General features: G+C 72.6%; 17 protein-coding genes. 7 read left to right on the top strand and 10 right to left on the bottom strand.

The features are described 5' to 3' along the window. Nucleotides 1-94 precede the first annotated feature (94 nt). The 3 genes from OG207_RS39710 to OG207_RS39700 all read right to left on the bottom strand — a co-directional run bounded on the left by OG207_RS39710 (nucleotide 95) and on the right by OG207_RS39700 (nucleotide 3,407). Nucleotides 95-1,387 carry a PP2C family protein-serine/threonine phosphatase gene (locus OG207_RS39710; RefSeq protein WP_329105916.1) on the bottom strand — a complete coding sequence of 431 codons (1,293 nt, stop codon included), beginning with the start codon at nucleotides 1,385-1,387 and terminating at the stop codon, nucleotides 95-97. A gap of 219 nt (nucleotides 1,388-1,606) precedes the next feature. Continuing rightward, a complete protein-coding gene (locus OG207_RS39705) occupies nucleotides 1,607-2,149 on the bottom strand; it encodes a MarR family winged helix-turn-helix transcriptional regulator (protein WP_329105913.1) in 543 nt (180 codons plus the stop codon). A 43-nt stretch (nucleotides 2,150-2,192) separates the two neighbouring features. After that, entirely contained in the window at nucleotides 2,193-3,407 is a 1,215-nt protein-coding gene (locus OG207_RS39700) for a PP2C family protein-serine/threonine phosphatase (RefSeq protein WP_329105911.1), read from the bottom strand. A gap of 101 nt (nucleotides 3,408-3,508) precedes the next feature. On the opposite strand from OG207_RS39700, the gene OG207_RS39695 reads away from it, so the two are divergent. Beyond that, nucleotides 3,509-4,012, top strand: coding sequence for a MarR family winged helix-turn-helix transcriptional regulator (locus tag OG207_RS39695; RefSeq protein ID WP_329105908.1), 504 nt, complete (start codon nucleotides 3,509-3,511; stop codon nucleotides 4,010-4,012). A 16-nt stretch (nucleotides 4,013-4,028) separates the two neighbouring features. Here OG207_RS39695 and OG207_RS39690 read toward each other — a convergent pair whose 3' ends face one another. Beyond that, on the bottom strand, nucleotides 4,029-4,946 hold the full coding sequence (locus OG207_RS39690; RefSeq protein WP_329105906.1) for a LysR family transcriptional regulator: 918 nt from the start codon (nucleotides 4,944-4,946) through the stop codon (nucleotides 4,029-4,031). Nucleotides 4,947-5,018: 72 nt separating this feature from the next. Here OG207_RS39690 and OG207_RS39685 point away from each other — a divergent pair, with 72 nt between their 5' ends. Beyond that, on the top strand, nucleotides 5,019-6,572 hold the full coding sequence (locus OG207_RS39685) for an aminotransferase class I/II-fold pyridoxal phosphate-dependent enzyme (protein ID WP_329105904.1): 1,554 nt from the start codon (nucleotides 5,019-5,021) through the stop codon (nucleotides 6,570-6,572). Between the two features lie 60 nt (nucleotides 6,573-6,632). Here OG207_RS39685 and OG207_RS39680 read toward each other — a convergent pair whose 3' ends face one another. The 3 genes from OG207_RS39680 to OG207_RS39670 form a co-directional block, all read right to left on the bottom strand. Next, a complete protein-coding gene (locus OG207_RS39680; protein ID WP_329108217.1) occupies nucleotides 6,633-6,935 on the bottom strand; it encodes an SHOCT domain-containing protein in 303 nt (100 codons plus the stop codon). A 28-nt stretch (nucleotides 6,936-6,963) separates the two neighbouring features. Beyond that, complete coding sequence (locus OG207_RS39675) at nucleotides 6,964-7,437, bottom strand: DUF6325 family protein (protein ID WP_329105902.1); 474 nt, start codon at nucleotides 7,435-7,437, stop codon at nucleotides 6,964-6,966. A 148-nt stretch (nucleotides 7,438-7,585) separates the two neighbouring features. Next, the gene (locus tag OG207_RS39670; protein ID WP_329108215.1) at nucleotides 7,586-8,236 is read right to left on the bottom strand and encodes a GAP family protein; all 651 of its coding nucleotides are present in this window, start codon (nucleotides 8,234-8,236) and stop codon (nucleotides 7,586-7,588) included. A gap of 177 nt (nucleotides 8,237-8,413) precedes the next feature. Here OG207_RS39670 and OG207_RS39665 point away from each other — a divergent pair, with 177 nt between their 5' ends. From OG207_RS39665 to OG207_RS39655, 3 genes are all read left to right on the top strand, one after another. Further along, complete coding sequence (locus OG207_RS39665) at nucleotides 8,414-9,310, top strand: YhjD/YihY/BrkB family envelope integrity protein (RefSeq protein ID WP_329105900.1); 897 nt, start codon at nucleotides 8,414-8,416, stop codon at nucleotides 9,308-9,310. Nucleotides 9,311-9,395: 85 nt separating this feature from the next. After that, nucleotides 9,396-10,835, top strand: a complete 1,440-nt coding sequence (locus OG207_RS39660) for a DUF2252 domain-containing protein (protein WP_329105899.1) — start codon at nucleotides 9,396-9,398, stop codon at nucleotides 10,833-10,835. Between the two features lie 87 nt (nucleotides 10,836-10,922). Beyond that, nucleotides 10,923-12,569 (top strand): MFS transporter, encoded by a 1,647-nt coding sequence (locus OG207_RS39655; RefSeq protein ID WP_329105897.1) that lies wholly within the window; start codon nucleotides 10,923-10,925, stop codon nucleotides 12,567-12,569. Here OG207_RS39655 and OG207_RS39650 read toward each other — a convergent pair. Both OG207_RS39650 and OG207_RS39645 read right to left on the bottom strand, forming a co-directional pair. Further along, on the bottom strand, nucleotides 12,564-13,868 hold the full coding sequence (locus tag OG207_RS39650; protein ID WP_329105895.1) for a hypothetical protein: 1,305 nt from the start codon (nucleotides 13,866-13,868) through the stop codon (nucleotides 12,564-12,566). The genes OG207_RS39655 and OG207_RS39650 overlap by 6 nt on opposite strands. A gap of 202 nt (nucleotides 13,869-14,070) precedes the next feature. Continuing rightward, a complete protein-coding gene (locus OG207_RS39645; RefSeq protein ID WP_329105893.1) occupies nucleotides 14,071-14,658 on the bottom strand; it encodes a helix-turn-helix domain-containing protein in 588 nt (195 codons plus the stop codon). Between the two features lie 58 nt (nucleotides 14,659-14,716). Here OG207_RS39645 and OG207_RS39640 point away from each other — a divergent pair, with 58 nt between their 5' ends. Beyond that, complete coding sequence (locus tag OG207_RS39640; RefSeq protein ID WP_329105890.1) at nucleotides 14,717-15,727, top strand: alpha/beta hydrolase family protein; 1,011 nt, start codon at nucleotides 14,717-14,719, stop codon at nucleotides 15,725-15,727. A 233-nt stretch (nucleotides 15,728-15,960) separates the two neighbouring features. Beyond that, nucleotides 15,961-18,123: an RNA polymerase recycling motor ATPase HelR gene (gene helR / locus OG207_RS39635; RefSeq protein ID WP_329108213.1), complete on the top strand. Its 2,163-nt coding sequence runs from the start codon at nucleotides 15,961-15,963 to the stop codon at nucleotides 18,121-18,123. On the opposite strand, the gene OG207_RS39630 is transcribed toward helR, so the two are convergent. Further along, nucleotides 18,110-19,603: a glycosyltransferase 87 family protein gene (locus OG207_RS39630; protein WP_329105887.1), complete on the bottom strand. Its 1,494-nt coding sequence runs from the start codon at nucleotides 19,601-19,603 to the stop codon at nucleotides 18,110-18,112. The genes helR and OG207_RS39630 overlap by 14 nt on opposite strands. Nucleotides 19,604-19,614 lie beyond the last annotated feature (11 nt).

Below are 19,614 nucleotides of genomic sequence, written 5' to 3'. Positions count from 1 at the left end.
ACGACGAGCACGCTGGTCAGCCAGGCCTGGAGGCTCGGCCCGTGGCGGTCCGGAGCCCGCCCCCGGGGCGTTTCGCGAGGCTGTGCGGGGGAGGTCACGTGGAGGAGTTCCATTCGAGGTGGAGGACGGCGACGTCGTCGGCCAGGCCGCCCCAGTCCGCGGCGAGGCCCTGCGCCGCCTGGATGAGGGTGTCGACGAACGGTTCCGCGGGCAGGCCGGCGTGCTTGCGGGCGATTTCCAGCAGGCCCGTCTCGTCGAGACGGTCGGAGCCGGGTCCGATGCGCCCTTCGATCAGACCGTCCGTGAAGAGCACCACGGCGCCGCCCGCCTCCACGGCCACCTCGGTGACGGGCCAGCCGGCGCCCCAGCCGGGCAGGATGCCCAGCGCGGGCCCGCCCGGAACGGTGCGCAGCTCCACGCCGGCCGCCGAACGGACCAGGAAACCGGGGTGGCCGGCGCGCTGTACGGAGACGGCGCGGGTGCCTGCCGGACGGGTCAGGGAGACGAGGGTGGCGAAGATCTCGGGGCCCGAGCGTTCCGCCAGCAGGATCCGCTCCAGGAGCCCGAGCAGTTCGGCGCCGCGGGCGCCGGCCATGACGAACGACCGCCACGCGACGCGCAGGCACACGCCGAGCGCCGCCTCGCTGGGACCGTGGCCGGACACGTCGCCGACGACGGCGTGCGTGGCCCCGTCCGGGGTCTGGACGACGTCGTAGAAATCCCCGCCGAGCAGCGTCTGGGCGCGCCCGGGCTGGTAGCGGGCGCAGACGGTGACGGCGTCGGCCGCGTCCTCGAGCAGCAGCGGCGTGGGGAGCAGGCCGCGTTCGAGGCGGGCGTTCTCCTCGGCGCGCAGTTTGCCCGCCTGGAGGGCGACGGCCGCCAGCTCGGTGCGCTTGCGCTGGATCGCGTAGCGGATGGCCCGCATGAAGACGTCGGCCTCGAGGCGTCCCTTGACCAGGTAGTCCTGGGCGCCGGCCGCGACGGCGGTCAGTCCCGCCCCCTCCTCGGACAGGCCCGTCAGGACGACGACCGCGGCCTCGGAGGACACGGCGAGGACCTTCTCCAGCCCGTCCAGGCCCTGGGCGTCGGGCAGGTGCAGGTCCAGCAGGACGCACTCGGGGGCCTCGGCCTCCAGCAGGTGCAGGGCGTCGGCGAGGGAGCGGGCCCGGCCGAGGCGGACCTCGATCCCGCTGTCCTCCACGAGTTCCTCGACGAGCACGGCGTCGCCCTCGTCGTCCTCGATGAGCAGGACGTACGGGGGTAGGCCGTTCCACAGTGCCAGCGAATCGTCCGGTCTCCCGGCGGACTCCTGCCGGGGCTGGACCACCCGCGGCTGCGGCGTGCGGGCGGACGGGGGTTGGGCCCCGAGCCCGGAGAGGCTCACCATGGCGTCTCGTCTGTCCCTTCTCATCTCGCACGGCGGACGCCCGACGGACGCGTGGTTGCGTCGGGTAAGCCTAGAGTGATCATTTGCCGTTCGGCAATATTTTACGAACTCAATGATTCTGTCATCCCGCGGAGGGACCGGGAACCACCCGTGGACCGGGAGCCGCCGACGGGGCTCGCAACCAGCCCCGGACCGGGAGCGGCCGCCGGGGCCCGGACGTCAGGCGCTGTCGGGGACGGAGGCCGGCGTCGACGCGGCGGAGGAGCCGGCGCCCGCGGGCGTGCCGGCACTTGCGGGCGTGCCGGCGACCGGGTACGAGCCCGCGGCGGCCTCCCGGAACGCCTCCAGGCCCGCCACCAGCGCGTCCACCGCCTCGGGCGCCATCCGCCCCAGCACCGCCGACAGCTCGCGCACCCGGATCGCCCGCCGCTCGTCCAGCAGCGCCCGCCCTTGCGGTGTGAGCCGTACCTCCACCTCGCGGCGCCGGGACGGATGGGGTGAGCGGGTCAGCAGCCCCATGGCCTCCAGTCGGTCGCAGAGCCGGGTGACCGACGGCGGACGCGAGCCGAGCACGTCGCCCAGAGTCCGCAGGTTGCCCCCCTCGGCACCCTCCACGGCGAGCAGCGCCCGCAGCTGCGACGGCGATACAGCCGGATCCACACCGTCCTGGCCCCTGGCGTGCAGCACCGCGAGGAAGTCCGCCGCGGCGGCGAGGGCCGCGGCCGGGTCCTCGTACGCGCCGGAGCGGCCGGGACGGGGCATGCCTCCACTGTGCCACCGTCCGGCGCGCTTCGGCCCAGGCCGCCTACCGCGCGCCGCCGCCGGCCTCCGTACCGGACCGGCCGCGCCAGTCGAGGCAGACGACCATCGCGTCGTCGGTGGCGTCCACGTCGCCCCGGTACCCCGGCAGCTCCTTCAGGAGCGCCCGCGGCACCTGCGAGGGCGGCAGCAGCCGCGTGTTCATGATGGCCCGGGTCAGGGCGTGCAGGCCGTACGGCTCGCCCCCGGGGGAAAGGACGTCGTAGACGCCGTCGCTCAGGAAGAACAGCCGGTCCCCGGGCAGCACTTGGAAGCGCTGGGCGGTGTAGACGGTGTCCTCGAACATGCCGAGCGGCAGCTGCGCCTCCAGCCCGACCCGCTCCGCGGTGCCCCCGCGCAGCCGCCAGACCCGGGGCGACCCGGCGTCGATGACCTCGACCTCACCGGTGTCCAGGCCGAAGCGGAGCAGCAGCATCGCCAGGTGCAACCGCCCCTGGTACTGGCCGTACAGGGCCTGGTCCGCCAGGGCCGCCTGATCGGCGAGGTCGAGGCCGGCGCGCCGGGCGTTGCGCAGGGCGCTGACGGCGAGGCTGGTCAGCAGCGCCGCGTCGATGCCCTCGCCCATGCCGTTGTTGACGGTCAGCGTCAGGTGGTCGGCGGAGGCCGACCAGTCGAAGCTGTCGCCGAAGATGGCGTACGCGGGATCCAGTTGGGCCCCGAGGTCGTACTCGGGCCGGGAGCACGAGCGCCCCGGCAGCAGCTGCCACTGCATCTCGGCGGCCAGGGTGAGCCGCTTGGCCCGGCGCGCCTGCAGGAAGAAATCGGTGTCGCGGTCGGCGACGAGGATCTCGTGGGCCAGCGCGTCCGCCACGTCCTGCAGCGGGCCGACCAGCCCACCGACCGGGCGGCCCGCCGGGTAACGGACGCTCAGGACCCCGAGCCGGTCGCCGCGCACGGTCACCGGCAGGTGCACGGTGATCCCGTCCTCCCCGGGTACCACGTGCGCTTCCTGGGCGCCGAACGCCCGGCCCTCGGGACCGTTGTACGCCGACACGGATTCGGCGGTGAACGGCTGCGCCGTGACGGGCTGGAGCCGTGCCGAGGCGTAGTCCGCCATCAGCAGTTCGGCGCCGGCCGCCCCGTGGTCGCGGGTCAGGATGCCCCGGACCTCCTCGAACAGCGCGTGGGGGGCGGCGCCGCGCAGCGCGCGCTCGACGTCCCCGCCACCCCCGACCCCCTCGCCGCGTACGCCTTCAGTCACCGGCCCCGTACCTGTCTCTCTCACAACTGCCAAGATGGGGGACGACGAAGCCGCCGGTCCGCCGGGGAAGGGCTGCGCGTACGTCCGGTAGGGAGTGTCACATGAGTCAGCGGTCGATCGGCTCTCCGCGGCCCGCCGTGTCGGCGGTGGCGGAAATGAGCGAGCTGATCGAGCTGCTGGAGGTGGTATGGGAGCGGGGCCGGGACACGGCCAGCGCGGCGCCCGTCTCCTCCGCGCAGGCCCGGGTGCTGTTCCTCGTCGAGGCGAACGACCAGCTGAACCTCCGCGATCTCGGCATGCTACTGGAGGCGGCCCCGCCGTCCGTTACCCGGCTGTGCGACCGGCTGCAGGCCGTGGGCTTCCTCGAACGGCACCCCGGATCCGACGACCGCCGCGAAGTGCTGCTCGGCCTGACTCCCGCGGGCCGGGCGTATCTGGAACGGCTGCGCGCCCGCAGGCAGGAGGCGCTGGCCGAGGCGATGTCCGCGATGCCGGAAGCCTCCCGGGCCGCCCTGGCGACGGGGCTCGCCGACTTCTGCGCGGCGGTTGCGAAGCCACTGCGGCTGCCGTCCCCGACCCCCTCCTTCAGCACCAGGACGGCCTGAAGCGGGGGGTGCGCGGTCAGGCCGCGGCCCAGCGGTCCGCGATCAGCGCGGCCTGCTCCCGTAGCGCCCCGATCAGTTCCTGGGCGGCGCCGGTCGAGGTGGTCCGCAGTACGGCGACGCTGATTTCCCGGGCGAGATCGGGTCGGGCCAGGGGGCGGACCACCAGGTCGGGCCTGGACTGTCCCAGGGCGAGCCGCGGGACGAGGGCCACGCCCGTTCCCGCGGCGACGAGGCCCTGGACCACCGCGTAGTCGTCGGTGCGCATCACGTGCAGGGGCTCGTACCCCTCTTGGCCGCACGCCCACGCCAGGACGCGGTCGCAGGGGTCGTGCGGGTCGGCGGCGCCCACCCACGCGGTGTCCCGCAGTTCCCCGAGGGACACCTGGTCCTGCGATGCGCAGGGGTGGTCCTCCGGCATGACCAGGAGCAGCGGGTCGGACAACAGCGGGTGCACTTCGAAGTCCTCGTCGAGGTCGAGGCTGTCGCCCGGTTGTGAGAAGACGAGGGCGGCGTCGAGCTCTCTGGCCCGCAACCCGCGCAGCAGGAGGGGGAGCTCGCCTTCGGTGAGCGAGATGTGGACCCCTTGCTGGTAGAGGCGCTTGACCGCGGGGGCCAGCAGCAGGGCGCCCGCCGTGGGGAACGTGCCGATGTGGAGGGTGCGCATGCCGCGCTCGGCAAGGTTGCGCACCTCCAGCTCGGCGTGGCGCAGCCGGTCGAGCACGGCTTCGGCGTGCGGCAGCAGGGCTTCGCCGAGCTCGGTCAGAACGGCGCCGCGCGGTCCGCGCTGGACCAGCCGGGCGTTGAAGTGGGCTTCCAGGGCGGCGAGGTGGTGGGTGATCGTGGGCTGGCTGTAGTGCAGTGCGCGGCCGGCTGCGGCGAGCGAGCCCTCCTGCGCGATGGAGCGCAGCACCTGGAGCTGCCTGACGTCGAGCATATAGACATCGTATGGAGGGGTAACGAAAAGTGCACTGTTCCTCAATGACTGGACGGCTGTCACGCTCCGGGGGTGAACATCAGAACGACCGATCACCGCACCCCCTCGCCCTCCCCCACGTCCGTCCCCACCGCTCCGGTGCCCTCGCCCTTCCGTCCTGGCGTCGGCCAGCTGCGTACCCCGTACGCCGAGGCGGTGCTGGGCCATGCGGGGCGGGACTGGCTGAGGTTGAACGTCCCCGGCCATGCCGCGGCCCCCGGTTCGGACCTCGCCGCCTTCTTCGGCCCCCGGATCACGGCGCTGGACTTCCCGCCGCTGCTCGACGGCATCGACCTCGGCCCGGACTCCCCGCTGGACACGGCTCTGGCGCTGGCTGCCGATGCCTGGGGCGCGCGGCGCACCTGGTTCCTGACGAACGGCGCCTCGCAGGGCAATCAGATCGCCTCGATGGTCGCCCCCGCTCTGGGGCGCACGCTCGTCGTGCAGCGCAGCGTGCACTCCAGCGTGATCGACGGGTTGGTGCTGTCGGGTCTGGACGCCGTCTTCGTCCAGCCGTCCGTCGACCCGGAGCAGGGCATCGCCCACGGTGTGACGGCCGCGGACGTGGCGGCGGCGCTCGAACGGACACCGGACGCGGCCGCCGTGTACATCGTGTCCCCGAGCTACTTCGGCGCGGTGGCCGACGTGCGCGCCGTAGCGGACGCCGCCCACGCCGCAGGGGTACCCCTGATCGTCGACGAGGCGTGGGGATCGCACTTCGGCTTCCACCCGAGCCTCCCCGCCGGCGCCCTCTCCCTGGGCGCCGACCTGGTGACCTCGAGCACGCACAAACTGGCGGGCAGCCTGACGCAGTCGGCGATGCTGCACCTGGCGGAGGGCCCCTTCGCGGACCTGCTCGAACCGCTCGTGGACCGGGCGTTCCGGCTCGTGCAGTCCACCAGCGCGAGCGCGCTGCTGACCGCGTCGCTCGATCTCGCCCGGAGGAACCTGGTCACCGCCGCCGACGCGACGGGCAGCTCGGTCGCGGCCGCGGACCGGGTGCGCGGCGCCGTGCGCGCGCTGGGCCGCTTCACGGTGGTGAGCGACGGGTTCCACGCCTTCCCCGACATCGTCCGGGCCGACCCGCTGCGCGTCGCGATCGACACCCGCGCCGGCGGGATCACGGGCCACGAGGCCAGGCGCCGGCTCTTCCGGGACCATCAGGTCATGGTCGAAGTGGCGACCGACGCGGCGATCGTCGCCGTGATCGGCGCGGGTTGCGTCCCCGACACGGACCGTTTCGTGGAAGCGCTGCACACCCTGCCCTCGCCGCTCACCAACGACTCGGCCGGCGCCGCCGCCGCCGGCGGCGGCGGCGTGCTGCAGCTGCCGGCTCCCGGTGGCACGAAGCTCACCGCCCGCGGGGCCTTCCTGAGCCCGGCCGTGGTCGTGCCTGCGGAAGAGGCCGTCGGACGGATCTCGGCGGACACCCTGGCGGCGTACCCGCCGGGCATCCCCAACGTCCTGCCGGGCGAAGTCATCACCGCCGAGGCCGTCCGGTTCCTCCAACGGACCGCGGCCGCGCCGAACGGCCACGTCCGCGGCGCGCTCGACGCGGGCGTGACGCGCCTGCGCGTCGTCGCCTGAGACGCCGGGCGCGCCAGGTGTTGCACGCGGCGCCCCCTCACGCTCCGGCGCCCGGGCCGTCTAGCCGAGCAGTCGGCGCTTCTGCTCGGCGAACTCCGTTTCGGTCAGCACGCCCTGTTCCTTGAGGGTGCTGAGCTGCTTCAGTTGCTCGATCTTGGCGGTCATGTCGTCGGCGGGCGGTGCCGCGGCGGGCGGCGGGGGCGGCGGTGCGGCCGCCTGCTGCTGGGCCTCCATCTGGGCCTGCTGCTGGGCGTCCTGTTGCGCCCAGCGGCCGCCCTGGCGGCGGGACACGCGGTTGGACACGGCGGTGGCGGTGCCCGCGATAACGGCGGTGCGGGCGACCCCGCGAAGGAGTCCGGGCATGGTACTCATCTCCAGGCTGTGGGGGGCTTCACTCTCCGGCGGGCGGTTCCTCCAGGGCGTCCAGCGACGCCAGCAGGGCCTGCACGGGAATCCGTCCGGCGGCCACGAGCTGTGCTCCGCCGCGCCGCAGGGCACGGGCGAAGGGCGCCGCCCAGGTGTTCTCGTACACGATGACCCCGGCCGAGCTCCCGGGTTCCAGGGCGGCGGCGGCCTCCTGGATGTCTTCGCCGTCGAGCAGGCCGGACGACGCTCCTTCGAACACGGTGAGGTCGACCTCGCCACCGAGGTCCTGGAGCTCCAGCGCGGTCACCGCGCCGTCCTCTTCCTTGCGGATGAAGGCGAAGTCGAAGATGCGGATGATGCCCCGGTCGACGAGGTCGACGAGGATCGGGAGCCCCTCGCCCGTCATACGGTTGCCCGGGAACTCGACCACGATGTAGTCGACCGGGCCGAGTTCGTCGATGTCGCCGAAATCGGCTCGCGGCTCGGTCTCGCTGCTCATGGCAGCTCCTGTCGGAGAGGGGGGAAAGGTCTTTTCATTCCAGCACGCTGCCCGCTCCCCCGCACGTCTGGCCGCTCCCGCGCACCACCGTCCGGTCCCGCCGACCGGTCAGCCGGTCAGCCGGTCAGCCGGTCAGCCGGTCAGCCGGTCAGCCGGTCAGCTCGTAGATGCTCTGAGCCGTCAGCCACAGGCCGAGCAGCAGGCACACGAACACGATGGCCTCGTCCTTGTGGCCCTCCATCCACGCGCGCATCCGCAGCAGCCGGGCCTGGGCGGCCTCCGGGGCGAACACCATGTAGAGCTCCGCGGCCAGCAGGCTGGAGCTGGCGAGCAGGCAGAAGCCGAACAGTGCGATGAAGGTCGTCGCGTGCGAGGTGTCGGCTTCGATCACCGTCGTCGCACCCGCCGCGACCATGCCCCACGGCTGGATGAGTACGGCCAGGCCCGCCGCGGCCCACACCGAGCCGACGTCCACATGGGAGGGCTTCGGGGCGGCGTCCCGGGCGGCCTTCCCCTTCCTGCGGCGGTAGCGGCGCACCCCGTAGAACACCAGTCCCACCCCGATGGCCAGCTTGAGCGCGAGCGCCGCGACTCCGGGCGGGGAGCGGGGCGACGGAGGCTGGCCGCCGGTCAGCGCCAGCACGATCGCGATCACCGCGATGAGGTTGGCCAGCCACGCCAGGATGAAGGCCAGCCCCTTCCACACGCCTCTGGGCGAGGACACCACGAGGATGAACGCCATCATGGGCAGCGGGTAGAGGGCGATGGCCAACGCGATGAGCATGAGGTCGAGGACCATGGCGCCCCAATCGTGCGACGACATACGACACTACGCACCGCAGCGCGCTCCGACACCTTTTGCCCATCGAGATGCCGCCCCGGTCCGCCTCCACCAACCTGGACCAAGAAGAAGGAGGCCCGCCATGACGACGACCCGGCAGCCGCCGTCCGTGCCGCACGCCGCTGCGGGCCGCTGATGTGGTCGGAGCGCAAGGCACGGTGGCGCGAGCGCTCCCGGGAGCTCGCCGCGGCCGCCAAACGGACGCAGGCGCGGGCCGAGACCCGGTTTCCCGTGATCACCCATGTCACGGAGCGCATGGTCGGCGTGAACATCTTCGACTCCGCCACCCGGCTGGCCGCCCAGTGCTTCCTGACGGCCGTGCCCCTGCTCTTCGTCGTCGCCTCGTTCGCCCCGGAGGGGGTGCGCGACCAGTTGGTCTCCTCCGTCCGCACGATGTTCGGGCTCACCGGGCAGGCGAGCGATCAGCTGAGCGCCGTGTTCGACGGCTCCGGCGAGAAGGACATCCGCAACGCCGTGGGCGCGGTCGGCGCCGTGATCGTGCTGCTGTCGGCGACCGCGGTGAGCCGTGCCATGCAACGGCTGTGCAAGCGTGCCTGGCAGATCCCGCGGGGCGGGACACGGGTCGCGATCTGGCGCTGGTTCGCCTGGATCCTCGCCTGGATGGTCCTGCTGATCTTCCAGGGGCCGGTCCGTGACGGCTTCGGACTCGGCCTGTGGCTCGGGATCCCCCTCACGCTCCTCCTCCAGACGGTGGCGTGGTGGTGGAGCCAGCACCTGCTGCTGGGCGGGGTGATCCGCTGGCCCCCGCTGCTGCCCGGCGCGCTCATCACGGCCGCCGCCGTGACCGCGCTGTCGCTGGGCGCGCGCTTCTACATGCCGAACGCCCTCAACCGGGCGCTCGCCACCTACGGGTCGACCGGCTCGGTGTTCGTCATCCTGTCGTGGCTGATCGTGCTCTGCGTGGCGGTCGCCATCGGCATCACCCTGGGCGCCGCGCTCGCGCAGGAGCCTTACATGGCCCGGCGGCTGGGCAGCCCGGCGCCGAGCGGCCTGCGGCAGGAGAGTCCCTGAGGGACCGTACGGGCGCCCGCGGGGCAGCGGTGTCGGGTGGGTGCCATGCTGGGGGCAGGGGTCCTGGTGGCCGGGAGGTCCGACGATGACGATGCGCGACACGACGGCGACCGCGGCCCCGACCGCGACGGACGGCGGTCCCGGGCTCTCGGCCAAGGACCGTGCCGTGAACGGCCGGGCCGCCCGGGCGGCGACCCCGCGATCCGCCCACGGGGACTTCGAGCCGGCTCCCGACCGGGCGGACCCGATGGACGTCATCGAGCGCCAGTCCGCCACCCGGCTGCAGGAGCTGGTGCCGATCCGCTACGGCCGGATGGCGGAATCGCCGTTCCGTTTCTACCGTGGTGCCGCCGCGATCATGGCCGGTGACCTGGCCGGCACACCCGACTCGGGTATCCGGGCCCAGTTGTGCGGCGACGCGCACATGCTGAACTTCCGGCTGCTCGGCTCCCCGGAACGGAACCTGCTGTTCGACATCAACGACTTCGACGAGACGCTGCCCGGGCCCTGGGAGTGGGACGTCAAGCGGCTGGCGACCAGCCTGGTCATCGCGGGGCGCGAGAACGGCTTCTCCGACAGCGAGCGCGCGTCGATCGTGACGTCGGCGGTGCGCAGCTACCGCGAGCAGATGCGCGCCTTCGCCGGGATGCGCACCCTCGACGTCTGGTACGCGCGGGTGGACGAGACTCACCTCCAGGCGATGGCGGAGGGCTCGCTCCACACCCGCGGCCGCAAGAACGTGTCCGAGGCACTGAGCAAGGCGCGCGGGCGCGACAGCCTGCAGGCGTTCGAGAAGCTGACCGAGGTGGTCGACGGCCGGCGCCGTTTCGCCGCCGTACCGCAGCTGATTACACCGGCGTCCGAACTGCTGCCGGGTCAGGAGCAGGATTCGGTCGAGGAGCAGATCCGGGAGGTCGTCGGACGGTACAAGCTCAGTCTCCAGTCGGACCGCAAGCACTTGCTGCAGCAGTACTCGATCGTCGACATGGCCCGCAAGGTGGTGGGCGTCGGCAGCGTCGGCACGCGCTGCTGGATCGTCCTGCTGCTGGGCCGCGACGGCGACGACCCGCTGATCCTGCAGGCCAAGGAGGCCGGTGACTCGGTGCTCGCCGCGTACGCGGGTCCCAGCGAGTACGCCACCGGGGGCGAGCGGGTCGTGGCCGGCCAGCGGCTGATGCAGGCCGCGAGCGACATCTTCCTCGGCTGGCAGCAGACGCACGGGCTCGACGGCCTCGAACGGAGTTTCTACGTACGTCAGCTGCGCGACTGGAAGGGAATCGCCGAACCCGCCCGGATGGTGCCGCGCGGCATGCGGGTCTTCGCCGGTTTGTGCGGCGTGACGCTCGCGCGGGCGCACGCCCGGTCCGGCGACCGGATCGCCATCGCGGCGTACCTGGGCCGTAGCGGTGCGTTCGACCAGGCGCTCGTGCGGTTCGCGGAGAGCTACGCCGACCTCAACGAGCGCGATCACCAGCGTCTGGTGGACGCCATCGCGTCCGGGCGGGTGACCGCCGTCGCGGCCTGAGCCGGACCGGGCCGGCGCTTCGGCCAGTCGGCTGACACGGCGGGCGGGGTGCCCGGCCGCCTCCCGCGGCCGTGGCACTCTGCGCGCATGACAGCGGCGCAGGCGGACCCGGCCGGGACGGCGGGGAACGCGGGTAACACGAAGCTCATCCTGCTGACCCTCGCGGCCGGGCAGTTCCTGATGGCCCTGGACAGCTCGGTGATGAACGTCTCGATCGCCACGGTGGCGGAGGACGTCGGCACCACGGTGAGCGGTATGCAGGGCGCGATCACGGCCTACACGCTGGTGATGGCGATGCTCATGATCAGCGGTGGCAAGGTCGGCGCGCTCATCGGCCGCAAGCGGGCGTTCATGATCGGCTGCGTGATCTACGGACTCGGGTCCCTGACGACCTCGCTCGCCCCGAACCTCACGGTCCTGCTGTTGGGCTGGTCGTTCCTGGAGGGTGTGGGAGCGGCGCTGATCCTGCCGGCGATCGTGGCGCTCGTCGCCTCGAACTTCGACAAGGCCCAACGGCCCGCCGCCTACGGCCTGGTCGCGGCGGCGGCAGCGGTGGCGATCGCCGTGGGACCGCTCATCGGTGGATTCGCGACCACCTTCTTCTCCTGGCGCTGGGTGTTCGCCGGGGAGGTCGTGATGGTCCTCGTCATCCTGCTGCTGGCCCGTCGGATCGCCGACGCGCCCCCCGAGCACCGGCCGCGGATCGACGTGTTCGGTGCGGTGCTGTCCGCGGCGGGCATCGGGCTGTTCGTCTTCGGCATCCTGCGGACCAGCGAATGGGGCTGGTTCCGGCCCAAGGCCCAGGGCCCCTCGTGGTTCGGCGTCTCCCCCGTCGTCTGGCTGGTGCTGGCCGGGCTGATGCTGGTCTGGCTGTTCTTCCGTTGGGAAGCGCGCCTGGTGTCGCGGGGCGGCGAGCCGCTCGTCGACCCGGAGCTGCTGAAGAACCGCCAGCTCTCCGGCGGGCTGACGATGTTCCTCTTCCAGTACCTCGTGCAGATGGGCGTGTTCTTCGTCGTCCCGCTCTACCTGTCGGTGGCGCTCGGCCTGTCCGCCCTCCACACGGGCGCGCTGATCCTTCCGCTCTCCATCACGCTGCTGGCCGCCGCGATCGGGGTCCCCAAGTTCAGCCCGAAGGCCTCGCCTCGGCGCGTCGTGCGGTGGGGGATCCTGGCGATGTTCGCCGGCGCCGTCATCCTCATGGCCGCCCTCACCCCGGATTCCGGCGCGGGGGTCGTCACCGTGCCGATGCTGCTCATCGGGCTCGGGATCGGGCTGCTCGCCTCACAGCTCGGAGCCGTCACCGTGTCGGCCGTACCGGACGAGAAGAGCGCCGAGGTCGGCGGCATCCAGAACACCGTCACCAACCTCGGCGCCTCGATCGGCACCGCCCTCGCCGGGTCGATCATGATCGCCGTGCTGACGAGTTCGTTCCTCACCAGCATCGAGCAGAATCCGGCAGTCCCGGCCGACGTGAAGGCCCAGGCGCACACCGCCCTCGCCGGCAGTGCCCCGTTCCTGTCGGACGAGCAGCTCGGTGAAGCCCTCGAAGCGGCGGGCACCGACCCGGTGGTGGCCCAGGCGGCGCTCGACGCGAACGAGGAGGCGCGGATCGAGGGACTGCGGGCCGCGCTCGCCCTCCTCGCCCTGGCGGCCCTGCTCGCCCTCTTCTTCACCCAGCGCATCCCGGCGGCCCAGCCCGCCGCCGCGCGCGGCCCGGCCGACGCCCCGTCATGACGGGTGCGGACTCGGGGTCGCCTCCTCGGCGGGGGCGGACGTGTCCTCGGCGAGGAAGTCCGTGACCGCGAGCGCGAAGAGCAGGGCGAGGGCGAGTCCCACGACCACCCAGCCGGTGGGATAGGACCACAGGACGTAGACGATGACGGCGATGGCGACCAGGCCCCAGGTGAACCAGGAGCGGTGGCGCCGGATGAACGGGCCGACCGGGCCAGTACGCAGACCCAGCCGGTCGGCGGTGGCACGTGTGGCGACGATTCCGGAGTGCCAGATCTGGCGGGCCGCCGTGGCGTACTTGCCGGGGCCGGAAAGCCAGGCGGCGAGGGCGATCACGATGCCGAGGACCACGACCATCCGGATCGTCGTGCGCAGGAGCCGGATCATCGCGTCGTAGACGGAGCCGGCCGCGGCCTGGGAGACGGTGTCCGGGAGCGCGTTGAGGTAGACGGTGCGGAAAACGGTCAGCCCGAGGCCGAGGACGGCGACGGAGAACGCGACCGCGAGGGCCGCGGTGACCAGGATGCGGCGCCGGTGGGCGGAGAGCAGGACGCCGGCCGCGACGAGCAGGACGGCGATGATCGGCAGCCACACACCGAGGATCTGGAGGAGCCGGAAGCCTGTCTTGACCCGGCCGATGTCATTGGACTGTACGACGGTGAAGTCGGTGTGGATCTCGGGGATCTTGGCCGCGACGCCCATGCCGGCGTCCACGAGCCGTGTCTTCACCTGTTCGATCACCGGGGCGAGGTCGATGGTCACCGCGTCGTTCTTGATCTCCACGGCGCCGTCGCCGCTGCCGGTCAGGGCTTTGACGAGGGAGGTGTGGATCGTGCGGTTGGCGTTGGTCCAGATCGTCTCGAACTGATCGGAGGCGATGACGTCCTGGGCCTTCTCCTTCACGAAGCTGCTGACCGCACCCTCCAGCGAGCTGCCTAGCTTGCCCAGCGCCTTCTGGAGCAGCGGCCGTTGGTCGGGAGCCACGTCCTCCAGCAGGGTTTCGAGGTCGAGGTGCTCCATCAGGGCGGCGGTGACCCGGTTCGCAGCGGCCGCCTGGACGTCCGGGTCGGAAGCGAGGGGGGCGACCGTGGCGACGTAGCGGTCGGTGTTCCCCACGATGCTGGACGTCCAGGACGCGACGATGCCGAGGGGGGCCAGCACGCAGCCGATGATGATCAGGAGGGCGGACAGCAGCGACTTCATCCGGTGCTTCGGTGGAGTCCGCTGTGCGGCCTCCGATTCCAGGGCGACGACCCTGGCCCGCAGTGCCGCGAGTTCGCCCGCGCTCTCGTCACCCTGCATGGCTGACCTCCTACGGGGTCGGGAGCCGTGGATCCCGGAGGATCGGTGGATGACGCCGTACCTGCGTCGGAGCAGACGGTGGCGGCTCCCCGTTGCCCCACAGCCTGCCCCTGCGCGCCGGGAGCGGCATCCGCAGTTCGGCCGTACGAATGAACGCGGCGGGCGACATGAACGCGGTGGGCGACGCGGCACGGCGACTCGGCTACAGGGTTCCGGGCTCCGGTCCTTCCGCGGCAGTGCCGTCGGCGCCGGTCCCGGCCGGCGGCGCTTCCACGGGGAAGAGGATCGGGCTGATCAGGTACTGCGTGCGGACGGGTGACGGCTCGTTGGCCAGGTGGGGGGCGATCGCCTTCCGCATCCCGTCGATCATCCCGCGCAGTTCCCCGGGGCTGAGCCAGACCGCGTGCTGCCGGTAGCCGACCGAGTCGGCCACCGGGTCGGCGGTGTCGCGGTCGAGATACCCGGTGAATTCGGCCGCCAGGACCGCCAGAGCGGCGGCGAACGCGCTGCGGTGGTCGTCCGGCGAGAGCGAAGCCACGACCTCCTCATTGATCCCGGCGCGGTCGCGGCGCAGCCGGTAGCGGCGCTCGACCGCGCCGCGCACGCGTCGCTCCCCGGCGACTTCGAGGAGCCCGCCGGCTGCGAGGAGGTCGACGTGCCGGTAGACCGTGGCCTTCGAGACGTCCCGAATGCGGTCGCACAGCTCGCCGGTGGTCAGCTCCCTGCCTCCGCACATCGCATGAACCACGCGCAACCGCACCGGATGAGCCAAGAGTCCGAAAGCATCCATGCCGTAATGATCTCATAACATGCTACCGTTCGCATCAATTGCGAAAGGTTGTGATGGGATGCCAGACGGCGCTGCGACACAGTCCACGACCGGCCCGGAACTCACTTGGACGCCACCGCCCTATGCCGAGCCCGGCCGCTTCGACGAACACGACGTCACCCTCGGCACCGGCCCGCTCGCGGTGTCGGGCACGATGAGCGTCCCCCGCGATCGGGCTCCCGGCCCCGGTGTGGTGCTGCTCGCCGGCGGCGGGCCGTTCGACCGCGACGAGAGCATCGGGCCGAACAAGCCGTTCAAGGACCTGGCCTGGGGGCTCGCCAGCCGCGGGGCGACGGTGCTGCGCTTCGACAAGGCGACCTTCGCCCACCGCGATGCGGCCGCGGCAGCGAACCTGACGATGACGCAGGAATACGTGCCGCACGCCGTGGACGCGGTCGACCTGCTCCGCAGCCACCGCTCGGTGGACCCCGAGCGGGTCTTCGTCCTCGGCCACAGCATGGGCGGCAAGGCCGCCCCCGCCGTCGCCGCCGCCGCACCCTCGGTGGCGGGCCTGGTGATCATGGCTGGTGACACGCAGCCGATGCACCACGCCGCTGTCCGCGTCGCCGGCCACCTCGCCACCCTGCTCCCCGACCAGGTCCCACCCGCGGTCGTCGAGACCTTCCGGCGGCAGGCCGCCCTGGTCGACAGCGCGGAGCTCACGCCCTCGACCCCCTCGGCGGATCTGCCGTTCGGCCTGTCCGCGGCGTACTGGCTCGAACTGCGCGACTACGACCCGGTCGCGATCGCGGCCGGACTCGGCAAGCCGATGCTCATCCTCCAGGGAGGACGCGACTACCAGGTCACCGTCGCCGACGACCTGGTGCGATGGCGGACGGGCCTGGCCGGCCGCCCGGAGGTCGACATCCGTGTCCACGAAGCCGACGACCACCTGTTCTTCCCCGGCTCGGGACCGTCCACCCCGGTGGAATACGCGACTCCGCAGCATGTCGACCCTGCGGTCATCGCCGACATCGCCCACTGGCTGAGCCACGGCAATACCGAAGGATTTTCCTCGACCCCCAATTGACGGGGGGAGACGCCCGCAGGGAACGGACAGTCGGGGAAAGGGGACCACTCCTTTCCACTCTCAAGTTATAACGCACAGGGGGGCTTGCGGCAAGGCCCCGCTCGTACCGCAGAATCGCTCCTCGAAGCCAGGACCTGCGAAAACGGGAGATCCCCATAGTGCGTGCGCTGTTGTCGGTTGACGGGTCGTTCGATGAGTTCGCGGGTGTACCCCCGCAGATCGGAGCTGCTGATATCACTGCCCTGACCGCCAGTGCGTTCGACCTTCCCGCCCGTCTCTCCCCCAAGGCCGACCCGGCGCTGATCGGCGGCGACGAGAAGCACTTCGCGGCCGTCGCCCGGAGCCTGGAACAGACGATCGCCGAGCTGTCCGACCGTTTGGAAGGCCTGCGCCGGTCGCCGGGCGGCCTGGGCCGGGAGGCGATGGACCGGGACGTGGAGATCCATCGGCTGACGGGTCGTCTGCGGGCGCTGCGGCGCTTCGGGTTGGACTTGTGCCTCGGGCGGATGGTCAGCGAGGACGACCCCGAGCCCGTGTACGTCGGGCGGCTCGGTCTGACCGACGGGGCGGGGGGCCGACTGCTGATCGACTGGCGCTCTCCCGCGGCCGAGCCGTTCTTCGCCGCGACCCACGCGAACCCGATGGGCCTGGCGAGCCGCCGCAGGTACCGCTGGACCCGCGGCCGGATCGGTGACTACTGGGACGAGGTGTTCACCGCCGACGGGTTCGAGGGGCACGCCGCGCTCGACGACCAGTCCGCCTTCATCGCCGGACTGGGCGGCAGCCGGTCGCCGCGGATGCGTGACGTGCTCGCCACCATCCAGTCCGACCAGGACGCCATCATCCGCGCCGGTTCGCGCGGCGCCCTCGTCGTCGACGGCGGTCCGGGCACGGGCAAGACCGTCGTGGCGCTGCACCGCTCCGCCCACCTCCTCTACTCCGACCCCCGCCTCGGTCACCGTCGGGGCGGCGTGCTGTTCGTCGGTCCGCACCAGCCCTACCTGGCCTACGTCGCCGATGTGCTGCCCAGCCTCGGCGAGGAGGGCGTGCAGACCTGCACCGTGCGGGACCTCGTCGCCGAGGGGGCCGCAGCCGGGGCCGAGGCCGATCCGCGGGTGGCCTTCCTGAAGTCGTCCGCGGACATGGTGAAGGCGATCGAGAAGGCCGTCCGGATCTACGAGGAGCCGCCGACCGAGGGGATGACGGTCACGACCCCGTGGGCCGACGTCCGGCTGAGCCCGGACGACTGGGCCGAGGCGTTCGAGGCCGTCGCCGGCACTGCGCACAACGAAGCGCGGGAGCAGATCTGGGAGGAGCTGGTGACGATCCTGCTCGACAAGCTCGACGACGAGGACCTCTCGCCCGACCTGTTCGGCAGATCGCTGCGGTACGACGAGGAGCTGGTCGCCGCGCTCGACCGCGCCTGGCCGACGATCGACGCGGCCGACCTCGTCGGGGACCTGTGGTCGGTGCCGTCGTACCTGCGGATGTGTGCTCCGTGGCTCAGTCGCGAGGACGCGGCGGTGTTGCAGCGCGCCGACGCCCGGGCCTGGACGGTGTCCGACCTGCCGCTCCTGGACGCGGCGCGGCAGCGGCTCGGCGACCCGGAGTCGGCTCGACGGCTGCGGCGGCGGAGCGCCGCGGTGGCGGCCGAACGGGAGCGCATGGCCGGGGTCATCGACGACCTGCTCGCGGCCGATGACGACGGTGAGGGCGCGGTGACGATGCTCCGCGGCAAGGACCTGCAGGACAGCCTGGTCGACGAGGGCGCGCTGCCCGGGGCCGACCCGGACCTGCTCGCCGGGCCGTTCGCGCACGTCGTCGTGGACGAGGCGCAGGAACTGACCGACGCGGAGTGGCAGATGCTGTTGCTGCGCTGCCCGTCCCGGAGCTTCACCATCGTCGGGGACCGCGCCCAGGCCCGGCAGGGGTTCACGGAGTCGTGGCGGGAGCGGCTGGAGCGGATCGGGTTCGACCGGGTCGACGTGGCCTCGCTGAGCATCAACTACCGGACGCCCGAGGAGGTCATGGCGGTGGCGGAGCCGGCCGTCCGGGAAGCGCTCCCGGACGCGAACGTGCCGGCCTCGGTCCGCAGGAGCGGCATTCCCGTCGTGCACGGCTCCGTCGCGGATCTGGACGCGGTCCTCGACGGTTGGCTGGACGTGCACGCCGACGGGGTCGCCTGCGTCATCGGCGCCGAGGACGGCGGGGCCGGCGCCTTCCGGGAGACCTCCCGGGTCCGGTCGCTGACCCCGGGGCTGTCAAAGGGGTTGGAGTTCGACCTCGTCGTCCTCCTCGACCCGCAGACCTTCGGCACGGGGATCGAAGGAGCGGTCGACCGCTACGTCGCCATGACCCGGGCGACGCAGCAGCTCGTCATCCTCACGAGTTCCTGATCCGGTCGTCGAACGGTCGCTGCCCGCCCCCGGCGGTCTCGGGGCGCGGCCCGGCGCCGGGCCGGCCGGTTTCCCACCGCCGCCGGAGCACCGCGGCCACCACGATCACGAGGGCCGCGGCGCCGTAGGCGGTCGCGCTCAGCGCCGGCCGGTGGCCGAAGACCGGTGCGAGGAGGTAGACGGCCGCGCCCGCGAGGGCGAGGCCGAGCCATTCCCAGCGTCCGTCCAGGGCCACGAGGGCGATCAGGAGCAGGGCGTACCAGGAGTAGCCGGGGGTGAGGAGCGCAAAGGCCCACCCGGTGACCAGGAGGGCGCCGCTCCACGGCCGCCCGGGGTCGCCGCGCAGCATCACGTACAGGGACACGCCCGTCATGGCGGCCAGGAGCACCGGGAGCGTCCAGCTGTCGGGCAGGGCGAGGCGGAGCAGGGCGTAGCGGGAGCCGGCGGAGGGGTCGTCGTAGCCCTCCTCGTCCACGTAGCCGCCGAGGTAGCCGAGGACGGAGTCGTGCGAGAGCAGCACGTAGGGCAGGTAGGAGAGCAGGGTGAAGGCGGCGGCGGGGACCAGGACGGCGGCCGCGTCGCGGATCCGGCGCACCCCGGAGAGCGCGCCCGGCAGGACGACGGCGGGCATGAGTTTGGTGGCGACGGCGGCGCCGAGGACCAGGCCTCCCGCGGCCCGGCGGCGCAGGCCGCGCTCCGCGACGAGACCGAGGCCGGTCACGGCGAGCAGCACGCCGAGGACGTCCACGTGCGCGTTGTTCACGGCTTCGATCGGTACGGCGGGGCACCAGGCCCAGTACGCGGCCCGGCGCAGGTCCTGGCCCCGGCGGCGCAGGATCAGGAGCAGCGCGCCGCTCACGCCGAGGGAGAGGAGGCCGGCGCCGATCTGGAGCGGCTTGTGCCGGGCTCCGTGCGGGGAGAGCTGGTCGACCGCCAGGAAGTACGCCTCGGCGACGGGCGGGTAGATGGTGTGCACGGCGGGCCGGTTGATGCGGGTGCAGTGGGGGACGGGGCCGCCGCCGGGAATCGGGGCGCGGTCCGGGCCCGCGCAGGCGGCGCCCGTGGGGAAGAGCCAGGGGTCGCGCAGCCGGGCCGGTGCCGGATCCTGCGGGGCGTGGTCGTACGGGGAGATGCCGGCCGACTGGACCCGCCCGTCCCAGGCGTAGCGGTAGGAGTCGGTGCTGGTACGGGGCGGGGCCACCAGCCCGGTGGCGGTGACGGCGAGGGTCCCGGCGAGGAGCAGCGGCACGACGCGGTCGGTAGGGACCCTGCGCAGGGCGAGCAGGGCGAGGGCGAACAGCACCCAGCAGGCCGCGTACCGGAGGAACAGCCCCGCGGCGTCGGTGAAGTAGCCGTCGTGGTGGACGGTGAGGACGAGGGCGGCGGTCAGGGCGGCGAGGGCCGCGACTGCGGTCGGGACGGCCGGGAGTGGCGGGACGGCCGGGAGGGGCGGAAGGGTCGGGGCGGTGGGCGGTTTCACCCCCGCAGCGT

This window comes from Streptomyces sp. NBC_01439, from assembly GCF_036227605.1.
Lineage (GTDB): Bacteria > Actinomycetota > Actinomycetes > Streptomycetales > Streptomycetaceae > Streptomyces.
Note: the sequence above shows the minus strand (reverse complement) of the source record. Positions and strands in the feature narration are given on the sequence as shown.